The organism is Alistipes montrealensis, from assembly GCF_018362775.1.
Lineage (GTDB): Bacteria > Bacteroidota > Bacteroidia > Bacteroidales > Rikenellaceae > Alistipes > Alistipes montrealensis.
Map to the genome: position 1 here is coordinate 297,281 of NZ_JAGYXY010000001.1, position 18,698 is coordinate 315,978.

Annotated in this window: 13 protein-coding genes; 2 read left to right on the forward strand and 11 right to left on the reverse strand. The window is 59.6% G+C overall.

The features are described from left to right. Position 1: 1 nt before the first annotated feature. Both KG007_RS01250 and KG007_RS01255 read right to left on the reverse strand, forming a co-directional pair. Entirely contained in the window at positions 2-1,747 is a 1,746-nt protein-coding gene (locus KG007_RS01250; RefSeq protein ID WP_213347018.1) for a porin family protein, read from the reverse strand. A gap of 2 nt (positions 1,748-1,749) precedes the next feature. Further along, positions 1,750-4,728: a tetratricopeptide repeat protein gene (locus tag KG007_RS01255; protein ID WP_213347020.1), complete on the reverse strand. Its 2,979-nt coding sequence runs from the start codon at positions 4,726-4,728 to the stop codon at positions 1,750-1,752. Between the two features lie 336 nt (positions 4,729-5,064). Between KG007_RS01255 and KG007_RS01260 the strand changes: the two genes are divergently transcribed. Together KG007_RS01260 and KG007_RS01265 are read left to right on the forward strand one after the other, a co-directional pair. After that, positions 5,065-6,447 (forward strand): ATP-binding protein, encoded by a 1,383-nt coding sequence (locus KG007_RS01260; RefSeq protein WP_317194904.1) that lies wholly within the window; start codon positions 5,065-5,067, stop codon positions 6,445-6,447. A gap of 66 nt (positions 6,448-6,513) precedes the next feature. Further along, positions 6,514-6,921 (forward strand): OsmC family protein, encoded by a 408-nt coding sequence (locus KG007_RS01265; protein WP_195458190.1) that lies wholly within the window; start codon positions 6,514-6,516, stop codon positions 6,919-6,921. Positions 6,922-6,971: 50 nt separating this feature from the next. Here KG007_RS01265 and KG007_RS01270 read toward each other — a convergent pair whose 3' ends face one another. The 9 genes from KG007_RS01270 to sufB form a co-directional block, all read right to left on the reverse strand. After that, entirely contained in the window at positions 6,972-8,210 is a 1,239-nt protein-coding gene (locus KG007_RS01270; protein WP_195458191.1) for a TolC family protein, read from the reverse strand. Then, entirely contained in the window at positions 8,207-11,239 is a 3,033-nt protein-coding gene (locus KG007_RS01275) for an efflux RND transporter permease subunit (protein ID WP_213347022.1), read from the reverse strand. Before KG007_RS01275 ends, KG007_RS01270 begins: the two co-directional genes overlap by 4 nt. Positions 11,240-11,246: 7 nt before the next feature. Beyond that, positions 11,247-12,275: an efflux RND transporter periplasmic adaptor subunit gene (locus KG007_RS01280; RefSeq protein ID WP_213347024.1), complete on the reverse strand. Its 1,029-nt coding sequence runs from the start codon at positions 12,273-12,275 to the stop codon at positions 11,247-11,249. A gap of 142 nt (positions 12,276-12,417) precedes the next feature. After that, entirely contained in the window at positions 12,418-13,524 is a 1,107-nt protein-coding gene (locus tag KG007_RS01285) for a BT_3928 family protein (protein ID WP_195458194.1), read from the reverse strand. Next, on the reverse strand, positions 13,521-14,207 hold the full coding sequence (locus KG007_RS01290) for a nucleoside/nucleotide kinase family protein (RefSeq protein WP_195458195.1): 687 nt from the start codon (positions 14,205-14,207) through the stop codon (positions 13,521-13,523). The genes KG007_RS01285 and KG007_RS01290 overlap by 4 nt, the downstream gene beginning before the upstream one ends. A gap of 127 nt (positions 14,208-14,334) precedes the next feature. Further along, positions 14,335-15,552, reverse strand: coding sequence for an aminotransferase class V-fold PLP-dependent enzyme (locus KG007_RS01295; RefSeq protein WP_213347026.1), 1,218 nt, complete (start codon positions 15,550-15,552; stop codon positions 14,335-14,337). 2 nt (positions 15,553-15,554) lie between these two features. Further along, positions 15,555-16,376 (reverse strand): SufD family Fe-S cluster assembly protein, encoded by an 822-nt coding sequence (locus tag KG007_RS01300; RefSeq protein WP_213347028.1) that lies wholly within the window; start codon positions 16,374-16,376, stop codon positions 15,555-15,557. Then, positions 16,376-17,128 carry a Fe-S cluster assembly ATPase SufC gene (gene sufC / locus KG007_RS01305; RefSeq protein ID WP_213347029.1) on the reverse strand — a complete coding sequence of 251 codons (753 nt, stop codon included), beginning with the start codon at positions 17,126-17,128 and terminating at the stop codon, positions 16,376-16,378. Before sufC ends, KG007_RS01300 begins: the two co-directional genes overlap by 1 nt. A 15-nt stretch (positions 17,129-17,143) precedes the next feature. Further along, positions 17,144-18,589, reverse strand: coding sequence for a Fe-S cluster assembly protein SufB (gene sufB / locus KG007_RS01310; protein ID WP_195458199.1), 1,446 nt, complete (start codon positions 18,587-18,589; stop codon positions 17,144-17,146). Positions 18,590-18,698: the final 109 nt, after the last annotated feature.

Here is an 18,698-nt window from a genome sequence, read left to right on the forward strand (position 1 = left end):
CTTAGAAATTCGCCTTGATGCCCACCGTGAAGTTGGCTCCCAGTTCGGGATACCACGGATATTCGTACAGGCGGCGGTTGATGAGGTTGCACCCCTCGGCAAAGAGCGTCACTCGGCCCGAAACCTTCCAGTCGAAATTGACCCGCAGGTCGACTGCAAAGGGGGCTTCGAAAGAGGGTCCGTGAGCCGGTTCTACGGTATCGGTCGTAGCCAAAAGATCGATTACCGTCCAGCGGCGGACGCTTTGTATCAGCGCCTTCACGCCGAACGAAACCTTGCGTCCTTCGTAAGCAACGCCCAGATTGCCCTCAAACGAAGGAGCGCCGTTTTTCAGATCCGTTTCGTCGTTGTAGAGATAACCGTGCACACCCAGGTCGAATTTCAGCACGCTGACAGGCCTAAACTCGATTTCGCCGTTGAACGAAGTGACGGTCTGCCGCGCCATTACAGGGACGAAGGCTCCTCCGAAAATTTCAAGGAACGCCGGATCATCCGACAAACTCCGGTAAGTAGTCCAGTAAAGATGGTTGTCCCGGATCGAAACCCCGGCGTAAACGCGGTAGTTGAAGCGGCTGCGCCACAGGCTGCCGCCCAGTCCGAGGCGGAAATTGTAGTCGACCGAACTCTTGTCGAGCCACATCGAAGAAGCGACATAGGGATTCTCCAGCGTCAGGGCCCGGAAATCGTTCGGTTTCACAGCTCCGTCGGCCTCGAAGAAGGGTTTCAGTCCCGGCGTTCCGAGGTTGAAATCGAGCCGGGCATAAGGGATGATATAGTTTTCGGATTTCACACGCGAATCGGGAACCTGGTCCCCGGACTCAAGGCGGTCGTGGTAATAGTCGGCTCCCACGTCGAGGCGCACCACGCCTCCGGCAAAACCGTAGCGCAGGGCAGCGTGGATCAACTGTTGGTTCCGCTCCGAAATGGATTTCTGCCCGGCCAGCCGTTCATAACCCGCTTCGAGCGAAAAATGGCTGCGGCCGAACCCGCGGGCGATTTTAGCCCGGGCTTCGAGCGTCGTTTGACGCGCCTTGTCGTTGTACTCCGGCCATTCGGAGTGGTCGAAGAAGAATCCTCCGCGCAAGGCGATTTCGAAGTTCGTGCGGCTCAGGTCCTGGAAATTATCCCCGAAGCGAACCGCAACGTTCGCATCGCCGTAGTCGTTCATTCCGCCCGGCTTGATCAACGATTCGAAAGTCTCGCCGGCATAGGCCCCGTAGCGGTGATACATCCGGTTGTCGTAATAAATATCGCCTTCGAGGATATGACGGCCGAAATACTTGCCCGCAGCGGCTCCGATACGGTTGAACATCCGCGTGGAATTATTCTTCACGCCGAAGTTGTTTTTGATCTTGGCATACTGCCCCTCGTGGTTGATATATCCCACGATGTAACCCGTCGAGGGATTCTGCGACGAAGCATAGAAATCCAGCACCGAGTTGAGCGGATAGCCCGCTCCGGCCTTCACGTAGAACGGCAGCGGACGGTTGAATTCCCAGTAAGTCACCGTCGCGGGACGGATCGGACGCGTCGAAAGCGTCGTCCGCAGCGACAGCGGCGTAATGGTGTAATCTATTTCAGGGCGCATGCGCGCCGTATCGGTCATGTCGGGCTCGACGGCCAGTTTCGAGGCGCTCTCCACCTTCGGAACATAGGCTTTGGTCACCTCGACCTGTTTTTCGACCTGCGCCGCAGCCAGTTGCGGCAGCACCGCCGCGAAGGCGGCCGCTATCAGAATCTTCTTCATCGTCAGTTGAGTTTTGCGATTCGCGCCTTCGCTTCGTCCACGATGCCGTCGTCGGCAGGCGAATATCCGTCGGCGACACTCTGCCACGTTGCCCGGGCTTGGAAATTATCCCCTTTCTTCACATACACGTCGCCCAGCAGGATAAAGGCTTTGGCCAGCCAGTAGGCCTGCGGTTCCCGCTCCGAGAAGGCGAAGACCTCCTTTTCGGTCTTGTTCATATCGCCGCCCTCGAACGTGGATTCGATCACGTAATAGGCAGCCTCGGAACCCTCTTTGGTCCGCACGTCCTTGGCCAGTTCCTTGTAGAGTTTCACCGCTTCGTCGCGACGGCCTTCTGCGCGCAACTGCCCGGCCCAGGCGTATTTCGCTTCACGGAGCGCCACGGCTCCCGCATCGGCATGGCCGCAGACATCGGCGGCCATTTCGGCGATTTTCGTCCCGTCGCCACCGGCCACCGTGGCACGCACATACCCCTTCATGGCATCTTCGCGGCCCGTGATGGTCGGCGCCGCGTCGTAAAGCCTGCGGTAAGCCGAAGCGGCCTCCTCCCAGCGTTTGTCGGCATAGGTCATTTCGGCGAGTTTCTCCAGCACGGCGACCGTGTACTGGGTCGTACCCTGGCCGGCCAGCGCCGTGAGCGCTTCGATAGCCTCCTCGCGCTCGCCCGAACGGAGGTAACAGTCGCTCAGGTAGTAGAGGGCATCGGTCATGTAATAGCCCTTCGGGTAGCTCTTCACATAGCTGCGCAGCGACTTCGCGGCGGCATCCCGATGTCCGTCGAGGTAAAGCTTCTGTGCCGCGGCGAACGACAGCGAGTCGCGTGAAAGGGCCGTCAGGTCGCTCTCCACGCCGGCTTTGGCGGCATAGTCGAAATAAGCGTCGGCATCGCCCTGCGAAACGTAAATCTCGCGGATCGACTGCATCGCCCCCTTGGCTTCGGAGGATTGGGGCGATACCCCGACCACCATATCGTAGTATTTGAGCGATTTTTGCTTGTCGCCGAGGTTCAGGTAAGCCAGTCCGAGGTCAGACAACGCCTGTGTGTAACGCGGCGAGGAGGGATAGGCCGCCACGAACTTTTCGAGCTGCGCGGCGCCTTCGGCATACTTCTCCTGTGCGATGAAACTGCGGCCCAGTTCATAGGAAGCTTCATCGGCATAATCGCCGCCCGAAGCGATGATCTGCCGCAGGGCCTGCTGTTTCTGGTCCGTACGGCCCAGGATACCGAGCGTCACGGCCCGCTTGTAACGGGCATACTGCTGTTCGGGGGTCCCCAGGGCGATCGCCTTGTCGTACTCCCCCACGGCCGCCTCGAAACGACGGTCGGAATAGGCCACGTCGCCCAACCGGTTGTAGGCGTCGGCCCGGTAGCGGTCGCGCGCAGGATACGCGGAGAGGAACTTGTCGAACGAACTTTGCGCCTGCCGGAGGTCGTTGCGGTCGAAAGCGCAGTAACCGAGGTTGTACCACGCCATCGCGTACTCCCGCTCGGTGCGGGGCGCACGCTTCAGGTAGGCGTTATATTTGGCGGCGGCCACCGGATAGTCGCCCTGTGCAAAGGCGATCTCACCCTGCCAGAAAGAATTCAGGGCCGTGTATTTGGGACTGACGTTCACCGCAGCGGATTCCGCGAGGTAACGCTGCGCAGACGGCATGTCGCCCGCCTTGTAAGCCTCCAGTCCACGGAAATAGGTAATCTTCTGCAATGCCGCGCGGATGTCGGCATCCCCCGTAGGCATCTGTTTGATGGCCCGGTAGGCAGCATCGTAGTCGCGGGAGTTGTAGTAGGCGGCAATCAGCAGCGTGCGGGCCTCCCCGACGCGCGGCGACGAGGGATAACGGTCGATGTAACGCATCAGCACGTTGATAGCCCCGTTGAAAGCGCCGCCGCCCAACTCGTATTGCAGTTTGGCGTAGTTGAACAACGCATCCTCGGCAATCGCCGCATCGAGCGACTCGTCCGAAGCCATTGCAAAAGCCTGCATCGCCGACTCCTTGTCCCCGGCGCGCAGGTAACAGTCGGCCAGGTGGTAGGAGGCGTTCTGCGTCAGCGCGTCTTCGGCGCCGCACGCCTTACGCAGCCACTCCGCAGCCTCGGGATAACGGGCCGTACGGTAGAGCGAGAAACCCATCAGGTAGCTCGCGTCGCGGTCCATTTCACCGCCGGCAGCCTTGAAGGCCGCCAGGTGGTCGAGGGTCTTGTTGTAATCTTCGAGGTGGAACCACGACTCGGCTATCACGCGTTCCAGTTCGGCGCGCCGTTCGGGAACGGCCCGGCGGGCCAGCGCTTCGCCGTTTTCGACCACATAGCGGTAGTTACCCTCGCGGAACTCGATCTGCAGGAGGTAATAAGGAACCACGTCGCGATAGGCGTCGCTGCGCGCGAGCGCCGTGAAGCCCTGCTTCGCACGGCCGTAACGCCCCTCGGCGTAATCGATATACGCTTTGTAGTAGCACGCATGGTCCGCATATTCGCTGCGGCTGCCAATGCGGTCGAAATAACCGTAAGCTTTCGGATAATCTTCCTCCGCAAACTCGACGTAACCCATGCGGATATCGTATTGTTCCCGGCGCGATGCGCTCAGCGCCTTGTATTCGGTCTTTTCGAAAGCCTCGCGGGCCTTCTTCATGTTCCCCGCAGCGCAGTAGAACGAGCCGAGAGCGAAACGCACGTCGTTGGCATAGACCGATTCGGGATAACGATCCGAGAATGTCCGCAGCGCCCCTTCGGCATCGGGGCTTCCCAATTCCACGGCGCAGGCGGCCAGGTAAAATTCGACCTCCTGGGCCAGCAGGCGGTCCGACGGGGTCAGCGCAGCCCTGACACGCAGGAATTCCTGCCGGGCGTCGCTCCAGCGGCCGTAATCGAACAGGTCACGGGCGCGGCCTGCGAGTGTCTCTATTTCAGGCCCGGCGGCCTGCGCCCCGAAAGCGCACGCCGCAAAGGCGAAGGTCAGCAATACAATCCGGAATTTTCGCATACGCACATATTCTCTAATAGACGGGCAAATATACGAATTTTTGCCCATAAAAAATATACCCTTTCGCCGATAATAGCAAATATGGCCCATTTTATATTTCATTTGAAAAATACAAAGACATAAACGCTGTATTCCGATATAAATCGCTAACTTAGCACGTCCAAACATGCGTCCAATGAATTTTCATTTCTTCCGACACCGAACCACAGCGTCTTCCGGGACGGACTGCGCCATGCCTTCCGGGAAAGATACCCTGAGTCTGCTGTCGATTGCGTCGGTCTCGGCGACTCCCGACGGCAAAATACTTGAAATTAACGACCGGGCCCGCAGGGACCTGTGTATCGGAGGGGGGGGGAAATCCCTCTAAGCATTTCCGGTCTGTTCTCGGTCTGCTACGGCAAACAGGACCTCATACCTGAGATTTTCGACCGGCTCCGGCGACATGACGATCCCGGCGACCTGCCCGAATGGACCACCCTCCGCCGCTGCGATTCCGACCTGAAATTCTACATCCAGGGCCGTTTCATCGGCCGATACGACGATCGCGGGCGGCTGCACCGCGTACAGTTCCTGTTCCGCAACATCGGAGAAGAGATAACCCGTCGGTTCGTGCTCGACATGGCACTGGCGCAGACCCGGATTTTTCCGTGGTTCTTCGACCCCGACGACAACAAAATGACCATCGACGCACGCTGGTTCAGGCATCTGGGAATCGCCGACACGGCCGACACGATAAGCGCCGAAACGTTTTTCGGATTCGTGCACCCCGATGACCGGGCAATGCTGCTGGATGCCTTCACCCGGCAGCTTTCGGGCGCCCTCGACGACAAGTGGTACAGCTACCGCCTGCGGCGCGGCGACGGAGAGTGGGAGTGGTTCGAAACCCAATCGGTCTACCTGGGCCGGAGCGACGACGGTTCGCCCTGCCGCGTGGTCGGAATCTGCCAAAGCATCCAGAGCCACAAAACCATCGAAAACACCCTGATCGAAGCACGCGACAGGGCGCGCGAAAGCGACCGGCTAAAAAGCATGTTCCTGGCCAACATGAGTCACGAAATCCGTACGCCGCTCAACGCCATCATCGGATTTGCCAACCTGCTGACCAACGAGGAATACCCGTCGGACGAAAATGAGAAAAAGGAGTACAGCCGCCTGATCACCACCAACGGCGAACAACTGCTGCGCCTGATTTCAGACATCCTCGACCTCTCGAAGATCGAATCCAACACCATGGAGTTCAACTTCGCCAACTTCTCGGTAACGGCGCTCCTGACCGACATCTACCAGGCCCAGAAGCTGAACATGAGGCCCGGCGTCGAACTGCGGCTCGAACTTCCCGATGAGGATATCCGCATCGACACCGACGCCGAGAGGCTCAAACAGGTGATCAACAACCTGATCAACAACGCCGTAAAATTCACCGACAAAGGCAGCATCACATTCGGCTGCCGTACCTGCGGGAACGGCACGACGGCCGAATTGTTCGTAAACGACACGGGCCGCGGGATCGAAGAAGAACACCTCGAACGGATTTTCGACCGGTTTTACAAGGCGGACAGTTTTGTAAAAGGCGTAGGACTGGGCCTTTCGATCTGCCGCACCATCGCCGAAAGCCTGGGCGGAAGCATCTCCGTAACCTCCCGGCCGGGCCAGGGAACGCGCTTCACGCTCCGCCACCCGTTACGCCAGCCACAGCCCGAAGCTGAAGCCGTATCCTGAACCGCTGTACGGAAAAAGGTACGGAATTTGCCTCTCATCTGTCGTTCAACAAAAATTCCGAGACTTATGATCGAAAAAGTAACTTTGCAAATGACCGTGGATGGAAAATTCCAGGTCGAAGGCGGCTCCGGGTGCGAGGCGATGAACCCCAAGAAGCTGCTGCTCTACGCCGCCGCCCAGTGTTCGGGCCAGACGGCGCTGATGATCATGCAGAAAGAGCGCATCACGCCCAAGCGCTTCGAAATCAGCTACTCGGGCGATTTATCTACCGAGAAGATTCAATCGGAAAGCGTATACCGCTCGTTCCATGTGGTTTACAACATCGAGTGCGATACCGAAGACAACCAGGCGAAGGTCAGCCGCGCAGCCGAACTGACGCATGAGAAATACTGCGGCATGGTGCAGATGCTGCGCAAAATTGCGCCCGTATCGCAGGAAATCGCCGTAGTCAGCACCGAACCTGCAAAAGCGTAAAAAGCACTGAAAAGCAATAAAAAGAGCCGGGATTGTTCCCGGCTCTTTTTTTACTGCGCCGTAATGCGCTGGTAATCCGACACGGCGACGGCGTAATTGTAGTGCGCCCGGATGGCGTTGGAGTACAACTGAATCCAACTCAACTGGGCCTGCAATACATCCAGGATGGTCGCCATGCCTTCACCGTAGGAGTAAGTGCTGATTTCGAGGTTCTCGCCCGCGATGCGGAGGCTCTGCTCCGAAGCATCGACCTGCGCACGGCTCTGTACGATGGCTGTCCAGCCGTTCATCTCCTGCCGTACGATGTCGTCGTGCATGAGCGCGGCGTTCCACTCCTGTTGCTGCTGCACGGCACGCGCAGCCCCCACGGCCCGGCGGCGTTCGCCCCAATGGAAAATCGGCACGGAGAGCTTCACGAAAGCCGATCCGTCGACATAAGTCGCACCCGTACTGTTGGGATAATAGGGCTGCCACATGCCGCCTACCCCGACGCTCAACTGGGGATTGAACGGCGCGCGGACAGCCTTGATCCCCGCCTCGGCCTGCGCCGAGCGCAGTTGCGCGGCGGCATAGTCGGGACGCCGTTCCAGCGCCTCGGCCGCCACCACCCGCCCGGGCATCGGCAGCGAATCGCGGATACCCTGGACGAGGCGTACGCCGAGCGCGGCATCGGTTCCGCGGAGAATGTTGAAATTGTGGAGCGCCACCTGGTAGTTCTGTTCGGCGCTCACGAGCGAATATTCGGCTTCGCTCAACCGGGCGTCGATCATCAGCACGTCGCCTTTGGCGATGTAACCTTCGGAGAAGCGGCGGTCTACGACCTCCTTGAGCGAACGGATGATCGCAACGTACTGACGCATCGAAGCGGCGTAGAGTTCCACGGCCGAGAGGTTCCAGTAGGCATAGTCGGCGGCGTAACGCACATCGAGGCGCGAAAATTCCTCGTCGCACAGCGCGATGTCGTAACCCAGTTCGGCCTGCTCGGCGGCAGCCCGCACCGCGCCGCCGCCGTAAACGGTCTGCACCAACTGCGGCAGCAGGCTGAACGTCCAGTGCTCGATGCCGTCGAAATGGCGCAGCGTAGCCGTAAAACTGCCGTCCATCGACAACCGCGGCAGATAACCCGTACGGGCCTGCCCCACTGTCTCTGCCGCTGCATCCCGCTTCGAGGCGGCGATCTTCAGTTGCCAACTGTAATCGGCGACGGCCGTGCGGTAGTCGGTAAGCGAAGTCTGTCCCAGCGCCGGCACACAGAGGCACAAAGCGAATATCGAAACGATTTTTCTCATGGTTTGCGAATATTATAAAACAGGGCATAGACCACCGGCAGGACGCAGACCGTCAGCAGCGTGGCCACCAGCAGTCCGCCCATGATCGTGGCGGCCATCGCCCCGAACATCGAGTCGAACAACAGCGGCAGCATGCCCAGGATAGTCGTTCCCGAGGCCATCGCCACGGGGACGATACGGCTGCGCGTGGCCGATGTCAGGGCTTCGTAGGGGTCCTTGCCCGCGGCACGCAGCACGCCGATCTGCTCGACGAGCACCACGGCGTTCTTGATGTTCATACCCACCAGTCCGAGCAGTCCCAGCAGGGAGAAGAAATTGAATATCTTGCCCGTCACGGCCAGTCCCAGCACCACGCCGATAAAGATCAGCGGAATCATCAGCAGGATCACGACCGGTTCACGGTAGTTGCGGAACAGCAGCAGCAGGACGATCAGGATGAGCACCAGCGTCAGCGGCATGTACTTGGCCAGCGCTTCGTTGGACTCCTGCTGGCTCTCCTGTTCGCCGAAAACCTTCATCGAGTAGCCTTCGGGCAGCACGACGGCGCGTTCCACCGAATCCCTCAGCGCAGCGAAAAGCTGCATCGTATTGACTCCGCGGCCCGGGTCGCACTGCGCCTTCATCACCCGCTGGCGATTGAACCGCTTGATCACCCCGGCCCGGAAATCGAACCGGAAGCCGTCGGTCGCCTGCTCGATCGAAAAGACCTTGCCCGAAGGGTTGAAAATCGGCAGGGCCTGCAAATTGGTCAGGTTGTAGGTTCCGATATTCTCGTCCTTCAGCAGAATCGGCATAAACTGGTCGCCCTCGCGGTATTCGCCCAGATTATAGCCCTGCGTGGCAATGGTAATGCCGCGGGCCATCTGGCTGCGGGTGATGCCGATGCGCTGGCCCTTCATCTGCGAATAGACCGGCTGCCACATCGGCACGCGGTTGCCCCAGCCGTTGCGTACGTTCACCGCCCCGGGCGTGCGCCACATCACCTGCTCGGCCCGCGCCGCCAGGCGGCGCAGCGTATCGGCGTTGTCGCCGATAAATCCGAACTCGATGGCCGCATCGGGCACGGGTGAAAGTTTGAAAAGCGACGAACGCAGCCACACGTCGGGGAAGTTCGCCGTAACATAGGCGTTGAAACGCTCCTCGACAGCCCCGGTGTGCCGCTTGTCGTGCAGTTCGACAAGGATATTCCCGAAATTGGGCCGCATCGAAATACTGCTGCTGGCCAGATAGTAACGCGGCGGCGTGGAACCGAGCGTCATCGAAACGGTCTTCACTTCGGGCTGCGCCCGAAGCCACTCTTCCATCACGACGAGGTTGCGCTCCGTGTCGCGGATATTGTACCCTTCGGGCAGCAACACGTCGGCCCGGAAATACGGTTTGTCGAGCGACGGGAAGAAATTCTGGGGCATCAGGCCCATAATGCCCAGCGACAAGGCGAACAGCCCTACGACCGTCGCCACAACAGCCCACCGCCACCGCAGCATCAAGGCCAGAAAATGATCGAAGGCCCGGTAGAAACGCGTGTCGTAAGGATCGCGGTCGATGGGTTTCACACGCAGCATGAAATCGCCGAACAGCGGCGTCTGCGTCAGGGCCAGCACCCAGCTCAGCAGCAGTGAGAGGGCCAGCACGACGAACAGCGGCTTGACCATCTCGGCCACCGACGAAGGGGCGAGGTACAGCGGCAGGAACGAGAATATGGCGATCAGCGTGGCCCCGAGCAGGCTCCACCGCGGGGCGTTGGCTCCGTCGACGACGGCGCTGCGGCGTGCCACGCCCCGCAGCATGGCCTGTTGTGCATTATCGGTGACGACGATGGCATTATCGACGAGCATGCCCATGGCGATGATAAATCCCGCGAGCGACGTGCGGTTCAGCCCTTCGCCCAGGAACTGCATCAGCAGCAGCGTGCCGCCGATCGAGAACAGGAGCGAACTGCCGATCAGCACCCCGGCGCGGAAGCCCATGACGAGCATGATGATCAGGATGACGATACCCACCGACTCGGCCAGGTTGAGGATAAACGTGGAGTTGGCCTCCTTGGCAATGCGGTTTTCGGGATATAGCACCGTCAGGTCCATGCCCACGGGCATCTGGCGCGTGAGCGACGCGAGCAGGGCGTCGATCTTCGCACCGGTCTTCACCACGTCGACACCGCCTTCGGTCGAGATGCCGATACCCACGGCGCGGCGGCCGTCGACGCGCATCATCGTCTGCGGCGGCTCGGCGTATCCCCGCTCCACGCGGGCGATGTCGCCCAACCGGTACTGTTTGCCCGACGAAGAGATCAGCAACTGGTTCGAAAGGTCGTCGAGGTTCTTATAGGTCCCGTCTTCGAGTATCTGTATCTGGAGTTTCCCGGCCTGTTTTTCACCGCTGTTGACGATGGTGTTCTGCTGGCTGATGGTCGCGACGATCGTCTCGGGCCGGATGGCGAAGTTGGCCAGCGTGGCCAGGCTGACGTAGACGTTCACCACGGGTGTCTGCTCGCCGTAGAGCGTCACCTTCTGCACGCCGTCGACCGTCACGAGTGCCGTTTTGAGCCGCTGGGCCCAGTCGCGCAGTTCCGACCAGGTGAACCCTTCGTCGATCGAAAGCCCGTAGTAGATACCGTAAACGTCGCCGAAATCGTCGGCGACGGTGACCGGGGAAGCCCCCGCCGGCAGGCGCGGCTGGACATTGAGCACCTTGCGGCGCAGCTCGTCCCACATCTGGGGAATTTCGGCAGCGGGAGTAGCCGGGTCCAGTTCGACCTGTATTTTCGAAAGTCCGTAGTAGGACTCCGAGGTGATTTTGTGTACGCGGCGCATCGACTGCACCTCGCGTTCAATCGGTTCGGTAATCAGTTCTTCGACCTCCTGCGGCGTAGCTCCCGGATAGGAACAGACGAGCGACGCGCTCTTGATGACGAAGACCGAATCCTCTTTCTTGCCCAGCGTGACGAAGCCCAGGGCCCCTCCCGCCAGCAACACGAAGAGAAAGAAATAGATTACCTTGGCGCTGCGCAATGAATATTCGGGTAGGTTCATGGCAACCTTATTTTATAATACGCACCTGTTCTCCCTCGCGCAACTGGTAGACGCCGGCCGTCACAACCCGTTCGCCGGGCGCAAGGCCGCTGTCGATAACCACCCTATTACTCCCGAATAACTCCCCGAGTTTTACTTCGCGGCGCATGACGCGATCGTCTTTTCCGACCACCCAGACGTAAGTCCCGCCCTCCGCCGGGGCATATACGGCCGAGACGGGCAGCGACACGGCGTCGGGAACCGGATCGGCGCTCTGCATGGTAATAGAACACGACATGCCGGGCGAAATGCGGTAACGGGCCGGATCAGGGTTTTCGAGGGTCAGCGACACGGGGAATCCCGAGGCGTCGGACGACGTTTCGACATACTCCTTCAGGCGGGCCGGAATCGCCGCGCCGCGGTAGTTGTCGAATTCGACGGTGAAACGAGTCGTACTGTCCCGCAACAGGTCCAACCCGGTCTCAGGCAGGGTAAACTGAACAGTCGTAGTGACGGGGTTGACCAGCCGGAGAATCGCCTGTCCGGCCTGCACCCGTTCGAAATTATCGACGAGTTTGCGTTCGATAACCCCGGAAAACGGCGCCAGCAGGCGCGTATCCTTCAACAGGTCGAGGGAGTTTTCATAGGTCGATTTGGCCTGCGCATAACGCGTTGCGGCCGCTTCGGCCTCCTGCCGCGATACGGCCTGGTGTTCCAGCAGGCGCTGCATGCGCTGCTGCTGCGAACGGGCCTCTTCGAAAGCCGAACGGGCCGCAGAGACCTGCAATTCGATGTCTCGGGGATCGAGTTCCGCAAGCAGAGTACCCTTCTTCACGCTCGCTCCCTGCGAAACGGGAACGTCGAGGACCTGCCCCGAAACTTTAAAAGCGAGGTTCACAGCATCGTCGGGTGTAGCCATACCGGCGAAATCCTTGTCGATAAGGCCCGCGCCTGCCGCCGTCGTAACCTTCACGGGGCGTACCACCGCGGGAGCAGGCGTTCTGCGGGAACATGCCCCGGCAAGCAGGGCAACGAATAGAATGAGGATTGTTCGCATACGAAAAAAGTTGAAATTCTTTCTTCTTTTTCTGCGCTCGCCAAACACCGCAACCGGATTGCGGCCCGGATCTGGCGAAACGAAAAAAGTTGACACTGAGAACTCAGCGTCAACTTTCATACCATCGAACCGCAGGAAGTCCCTACGGACGAATATCGCGACAATTCTTTTTAGACGAGATGACTCCTTCGTCCAGAACGACCAGTCCGTTATTCGCGCGAAGCATGGTTTTCATCGTCGAAGCGTCGATGTTGTAACACCGCACCTCCCCCGTACCGAAATCGTGCCACGTAACGCCATAGAGCGGATCGGGCGTCAGGCAGACCACATGTGCACCCTCTTCACGGGCACGCTCCACGAGCCGCGCCATGCGCCGGGCGCAGGGGCGCGACAGGCGGTCGAAAGCCGTGACACAGAGCATGTAAACCCGTCCCGGCATCGTGATCACCTCCTCCGTCGCATCGCCTTCGGCATCGCGCAGGGCGAATTCGCTTACGAGGGGCCTGACGGCCGGCGCTTCGCTCGTGGTGCGGGTATCGACCCACTCCCACTTTTCGGCATCCTGCCATTCGGTGTCTTCGAGCGAGAACTCCCGCTCCCTGCCCGTCTCCCGGTTGCGGTAGATCAGCACGGTTTCCGACTCGCCGGGTTCGACGACGGGAGCCTGCATCGCCTCGTGGATGTTGACCCCGACCTTATAGGGCAGGAAGTCGATCAGCGGCAGGTGGATGTAGCAGTAATAGCCGAGGTACATCGCCAGAAAAAAGAACGTGCAGGTCAGCACGATCTCCAGCGGCTTGAAAGCGAAAATCTTGTCGGGACGGTAGCGCCACCACACCACGAAAGCCATCGGCAGCAGTACGACGTTTTTGGCAAAAGTCTCCCACGGGGAGAGTTTCAGAGCCTCGCCGAAACAACCGCAGTCCTCGACCGGGATAAGCGTTGCGCTCAGCAGCGTCAGCAGTGTAAAGAAAAGCATCGACAACACGGCGAAGATCGAAATCAGGCGGATGCGGACCTTGAAGAGCAGCATGCAGCCCATCATCAGTTCCGCGCCGCACAGCCATATCGAGAAGGTCATCGCCGCAGGCTGCAGGTAATCGATCCCGTAGATCGAAAGGTATTCGTTGACTTTCAGCGCCGTGCCCCACGGGTCGATCACCTTCGTGAAGCCCGAAAGGATAAACGTGCACGCCAGGATCAGCCGGCAGATGTTGGCTATGATTTTAAATACCCGGGTCGTTCTCATCGCTTATCGAGTATCGGGGCCAGCGCCGCACGTATTTTATCGAAATTATGCTCGGGGGTATCCATTGCTCCCGACGGGTCGCTGCAATCGACCACACGCAGTGCAGCGTCCTTCGCAGCAGCCTGCAAATAGACTTCGCGCACACGCTGCTGCAGGTCGAGGGCCCCCTCGTGAATATCGTTCCCGCCCTGCAGGTAGTCGCGGTCGTCGCCCTCGCGCACCTCCGTGAGTTTACGCTCGGTAAAGGCGAACGGCACGTCGAGGAACAGCGACAGGTCGGGACGCGGCAGGTTGTTGTAACCGAATTCCAGGTCGAGGATCCACTGCGCGAGGCGGTCGCGCTGCTCCCCGGCCGGAAGTTTGGCGCACTGGAAACCTACGTTCGAATAGACGTAACGGTCAAGGATCACGGCTTTGCCTTCGGCGATCCAGGCGCGGATCTGCGGACCGGCAGCAGCACGGTCGCCCGCAAAGAGCAATGCCACCAGATAGGGATCGACCTCGTTTACGCCGCCGAACTCGCCGCGCAGGAAGCGGGCGACCAACTCGCCGTAGACCGGTGCGTCGAAACGCGGGAAATGAATATACTCGCTCTCCACGCCCCGCTCGGCGAACAACTGGCGCAACATACGGATTTGGGTCGATTTGCCCGCTCCGTCCAATCCTTCGAGTACGATGAACATAGGTAGTAGTGTATTAATTAAAAATTAAGAATGAAAAAATAAAAATTACATCTCATATCCAACATCGAGTAATGCAAATTTTCAATTATACATCCCTAATTTTTCATTTTTAATTTTTCATTTTTAATTACCTCAGCATCCGCACCGCACGTTCGACCCCGTCGGCCAGCGCATCGGCCTCGGAGAGCGTATTATACAGGGCAAACGAAGCCCGGCACATGCCGGTCGTAGCGTAGTGGTCCATCACGGGTTCGGCGCAGTGCTGGCCCGTACGGACCGCAATGCCCAGTTTGTCGAGGATCATTCCCATATCGTAGGGATGCACACCTTCGACGTTGAACGACACAATGGCGCATTTGCCGGGCGCGGTCCCGTAAATCCGGAGTCCGTCGACGGCTGTCAGCCGCTCCGTGGCGCGGCGCAGCAACGCTTCTTCGTGCGCCTCGATCTCTGCCGGGTCGAATCGCTGCATGAATTTTACCGCCTCGCCCAACCCGATCGCCCCGACGAAATTAGCCGTTCCAGCCTCGAATTTCAGCGGCACGGGGGCATAGGTGGTCTTGGCAAAGGTCACCGTATCGACCATATCGCCGCCGCCCATAAACGGCGGCATGGCTTCGAGCAAATCCCGCTTGCCGTAAAGAACGCCGATACCCGTCGGGCCGTAAAGTTTATGCCCCGAAAAGGCGTAAAAGTCACAGTCCATCTCCCGGACATCCACCCCGCCGTGCACCACGCCCTGACAGCCGTCGACCACGACGATCGCCCCGGCGGCATGCGCCGCTTCGACAACGGGCCGCAGGTCGGGCCGCGTGCCGAGCGTATTCGACGCCTGCGTCACGGCCACGATACGCGTACGCGCATCGATCAGCCCGGGCAGCAGGTCCATGCGCAGCGCTCCGGCATCGTCGAACGGAAGCACCCGGATTTCGGCGCCCTGGCGTTCGGCCAGCATCTGCCACGGAACGATGTTGGAGTGGTGCTCCATCTCGCTCACGACGATATTGTCCCCGGCCTTGACGAAGGCGCCGCCCCAGGAGTAAGCCACCGTATTGAGCGACGCCGTAGCGCCTGCCGTAAAGACGATCTCCTCCTTTTCGGCCGCACCGATAAACGAGGCGATCCGCGCCCGGGCGGCTTCGTACTGCTCCGTGGCCTCTTCCGAGAGGAGATGTACCCCACGGTGGATGTTGGCATTCAGGTCGCGGTGGAGGCAATCGACCGTATCGATCACCGACAACGGTTTCTGCGCCGTAGCCCCGCTGTCGAGGTAAACCAGCGGTTTGCCGTAAACCTCCCGGGAAAGGATCGGAAACTCCCCGCGTATTTTTTCGACATCGAACATCGCTATAATTTTTCCATTTTGGCCGACGCCAGTTCCAGGATCGCCCCACAAAGCGGCTCGATGCCGCAGCGGACGACCACGTCGCCGACGAACCCTTCGATTTGCAACCGCCGGGCCTGGGCCTCGCTCAGGCCGCGCTGGCGCATGTACAAGATAGCCTCCGCATCCATCTGCCCCACCGTCGCTCCGTGCGAACATTTCACGTCGTCGGCATAGATTTCCAACTGCGGCTGGGTCGTGATGCGGGCCGTTTCGCTCAGCAGGATGTTGCGGCTCTGCTGCCGGGCATCGGTGCGCTGGGCATCGGGAGCCACATAGACCATTCCGCAGAACTCGCCCACGGCACAGCCTCCGGCGACACCCTTGACATAGGAATTACTGCGGCAGTCGGCAACATTGTGCGCCGTGTGCAGTTTCAGCACACAGTGCTCCTCGCTTGCGGCAAGGAAGACGCCTCCCAGTTCGTTTTCGGCATCCGCACCGTCGAGATCGATCCTATACGACGCGTTGGCGCTAGACAACTGCACCGTCGTCAGGCGGCAGCGACTGTGCGCAGCCTGCGTCACGTACACCTCGGCAAATGCCTCTGCCGTGAATAATTCGGTCAGTTCCAGATGCGCTCCTTCGGCCAGTTCCACCCGGAGTTCCGACATTTCGGGTGCAGTGTGCAGCACGACGACCTGCGCCGAAGCGCCTGCCGCGGCTTCTACCCGCAGTTTCCGGGGATCGACCGCCACAAACGGTTCGGCCTCCACCCCGGCGATCCGGAGCACCTCGCCGTCTGCCGTACGAAACCGGCGGATTATGTCGAGAATCGTCTCCATTACTCCTTGTGTTCGTTGATCAGCCAGTCGTATCCGTCCTTTTCGAGCCGGAGCGCCAGCGATTTGTCGCCCGAATGAATGATGCGGCCCTTGTAGAGCACGTGCACCACGTCGGGCACGATATAATCCAGCAGACGCTGGTAGTGCGTGATGACCACCGTAGCGTTCTGGGGCGTGCGCAGTTTGGTCACTCCCGTAGCGACGATCCTGAGGGCGTCGATGTCGAGGCCCGAATCGGTCTCATCCAGGACCGCCAGTTTCGGGTCGAGCATCGCCATCTGGAAAATCTCGTTCTTCTTCTTCTCGCCGCCCGAGAACCCTTCGTTCACGGCCCGCGAAGTGAGTTTCGACGAGAGCTCCACCACGGCGCTCTTCTCGCGCATCAGCTTCAGGAACTCGGCAGCGGTCAGCGGTTCTTCGCCGCGGAACTTACGCTGCTCGTTGACGGCCAGCTTCATGAAATTGGCCATCGTGACACCCGGAATCTCGACCGGGTACTGGAAACCCAGGAACAGGCCCAGGCGCGCACGGTCCTCGATCGGCATCGACAGCAGGTCGTGACCCATGAATTCAGCCGAACCTTCCGTGACGGTAAATTTTTCATTGCCCGCCAGCACCGAAGCCAGCGTCGACTTGCCCGAGCCGTTGGGGCCCATGATGGCATGCACCTCGCCGGCCTTGACTTCGAGGTCGATGCCCCGGAGAATCTCCTTGCCGTCGACCGAAGCGTGTAAATTACGTACCTTTAACATATCTTTTTTCTTTTATTATCCTACACTTCCTTCCAACTGCAAGGCCAGCAGCTTCTGGGCCTCGACGGCAAACTCCATCGGCAGTTTCGACAACACCTCACGGGCATAACCGTTGACGATCAGCCCCACGGCATCTTCGGTCGAAAGGCCGCGCTGGTTGCAGTAGAAAAGCTGGTCGTCGGAGATTTTCGAAGTCGTAGCCTCGTGCTCCACCACGCCCGTACGGTTGCGGACATCGATCACGGGGAACGTATGCGCCCCGCACTTGTCGCCGATCAGCAGCGAATCGCACTGCGAATAGTTGCGGGCGTTCTCGGCCCCCTTCGCCACACGGACCATGCCGCGGTAGGAGTTCTGGCTCCGGCCTGCGGAGATACCCTTCGAAACGATGCGGCTGCGGGTGTTGCGGCCGATGTGGATCATCTTCGTACCCGTGTCGGCCTGCTGGAAATTGTTGGTCATAGCCACCGAATAGAATTCACCCACGGCATTGTCGCCTGCAAGTATGCAACTAGGGTATTTCCACGTGATCGCCGACCCGGTCTCGACCTGCGTCCACGACAGGCGGGCGTTCTCGCGGCAAAAACCGCGTTTGGTGACGAAGTTATAAATGCCTCCCCGACCCTGCTTGTCGCCGGGATACCAGTTTTGGACGGTGGAATACTTCACCTCCGCATCCTTCTCGACGACGATCTCGACCACGGCGGCATGCAACTGGTTTTCGTCGCGCTGCGGCGCGGTGCACCCTTCGAGATAACTCACGTAGGAACCCTCGTCGGCCACGATCAGCGTGCGTTCGAACTGCCCCGTACCGGCGGCGTTGATGCGGAAGTAGGTCGACAGCTCCATCGGGCAATGCACCCCTTTGGGGATGTAGCAGAACGAACCGTCGGAAAAAACCGCGGCGTTCAGCGCTGCATAGAAGTTGTCGGTATAGGGAACCACGCTGCCGAGGTACTTTTTCACCAGTTCGGGGAAGTCGCGCAGCGCCTCGGAGATCGAACAGAAGAGGATACCCTTTTCGGCCAGCACCTCCTTGAAGGTGGTCTTCACCGACACGGAGTCCATCACCGCATCGACGGCGACGCCCGCCAGCGCCATCTGCTCTTCGAGCGGAATGCCCAGCTTGTCGAAGGTGCGTTTCAGTTCGGGGTCCACCTCGTCCATCGAGTTCAGTTGTTTTTTGGACTTTGGGGCCGCATAGTAGATGATCTCCTGAAAGTCGATCGGGGGGATCGTCAGGTGGGCCCACGTCGGGGGCTCCAGCGTCAGCCAGTGGCGGTAAGCCGCCACGCGCCGCTCGGTCATCCACTCCGGCTCGCCCTTTTTGGCGGAGATCAGCCGCACGACATCTTCCGAGAGGCCCTTGCCGATGGTTTCGGTTTCGATGTCCGTCGTAAAGCCGTACTTGTACTCCTGCTCTCCGATATTTTCCAGTATGTCTTTTTCGTTTTCTGCCATTATATGCAAAATTTCAAACCTAAGATCGTGCAGCCCGAAGGCAGGGCGGTATCTTTAGCCATGCCATAGGAGCGCCTATCCAAGCCGAAGTCTATATTCGGCAAAGGTA

What these genes read in the sequence shown, in the direction of transcription:
- KG007_RS01285 (WP_195458194.1), bottom strand. Translation starts at nt 13,524, where the DNA reads ATGAGAACGACCCGGGTATTTAAAATCATAGCCAACATCTGCCGGCTG.
- KG007_RS01265 (WP_195458190.1), top strand. Translation starts at nt 6,514, where the DNA reads ATGATCGAAAAAGTAACTTTGCAAATGACCGTGGATGGAAAATTCCAG.
- KG007_RS01280 (WP_213347024.1), bottom strand. Translation starts at nt 12,275, where the DNA reads ATGCGAACAATCCTCATTCTATTCGTTGCCCTGCTTGCCGGGGCATGT.
- KG007_RS01300 (WP_213347028.1), bottom strand. Translation starts at nt 16,376, where the DNA reads ATGGAGACGATTCTCGACATAATCCGCCGGTTTCGTACGGCAGACGGC.
- sufB (WP_195458199.1), bottom strand. Translation starts at nt 18,589, where the DNA reads ATGGCAGAAAACGAAAAAGACATACTGGAAAATATCGGAGAGCAGGAG.
- KG007_RS01270 (WP_195458191.1), bottom strand. Translation starts at nt 8,210, where the DNA reads ATGAGAAAAATCGTTTCGATATTCGCTTTGTGCCTCTGTGTGCCGGCG.
- KG007_RS01290 (WP_195458195.1), bottom strand. Translation starts at nt 14,207, where the DNA reads ATGTTCATCGTACTCGAAGGATTGGACGGAGCGGGCAAATCGACCCAA.
- KG007_RS01295 (WP_213347026.1), bottom strand. Translation starts at nt 15,552, where the DNA reads ATGTTCGATGTCGAAAAAATACGCGGGGAGTTTCCGATCCTTTCCCGG.
- KG007_RS01275 (WP_213347022.1), bottom strand. Translation starts at nt 11,239, where the DNA reads ATGAACCTACCCGAATATTCATTGCGCAGCGCCAAGGTAATCTATTTC.
- sufC (WP_213347029.1), bottom strand. Translation starts at nt 17,128, where the DNA reads ATGTTAAAGGTACGTAATTTACACGCTTCGGTCGACGGCAAGGAGATT.
- KG007_RS01255 (WP_213347020.1), bottom strand. Translation starts at nt 4,728, where the DNA reads ATGCGAAAATTCCGGATTGTATTGCTGACCTTCGCCTTTGCGGCGTGC.
- KG007_RS01250 (WP_213347018.1), bottom strand. Translation starts at nt 1,747, where the DNA reads ATGAAGAAGATTCTGATAGCGGCCGCCTTCGCGGCGGTGCTGCCGCAA.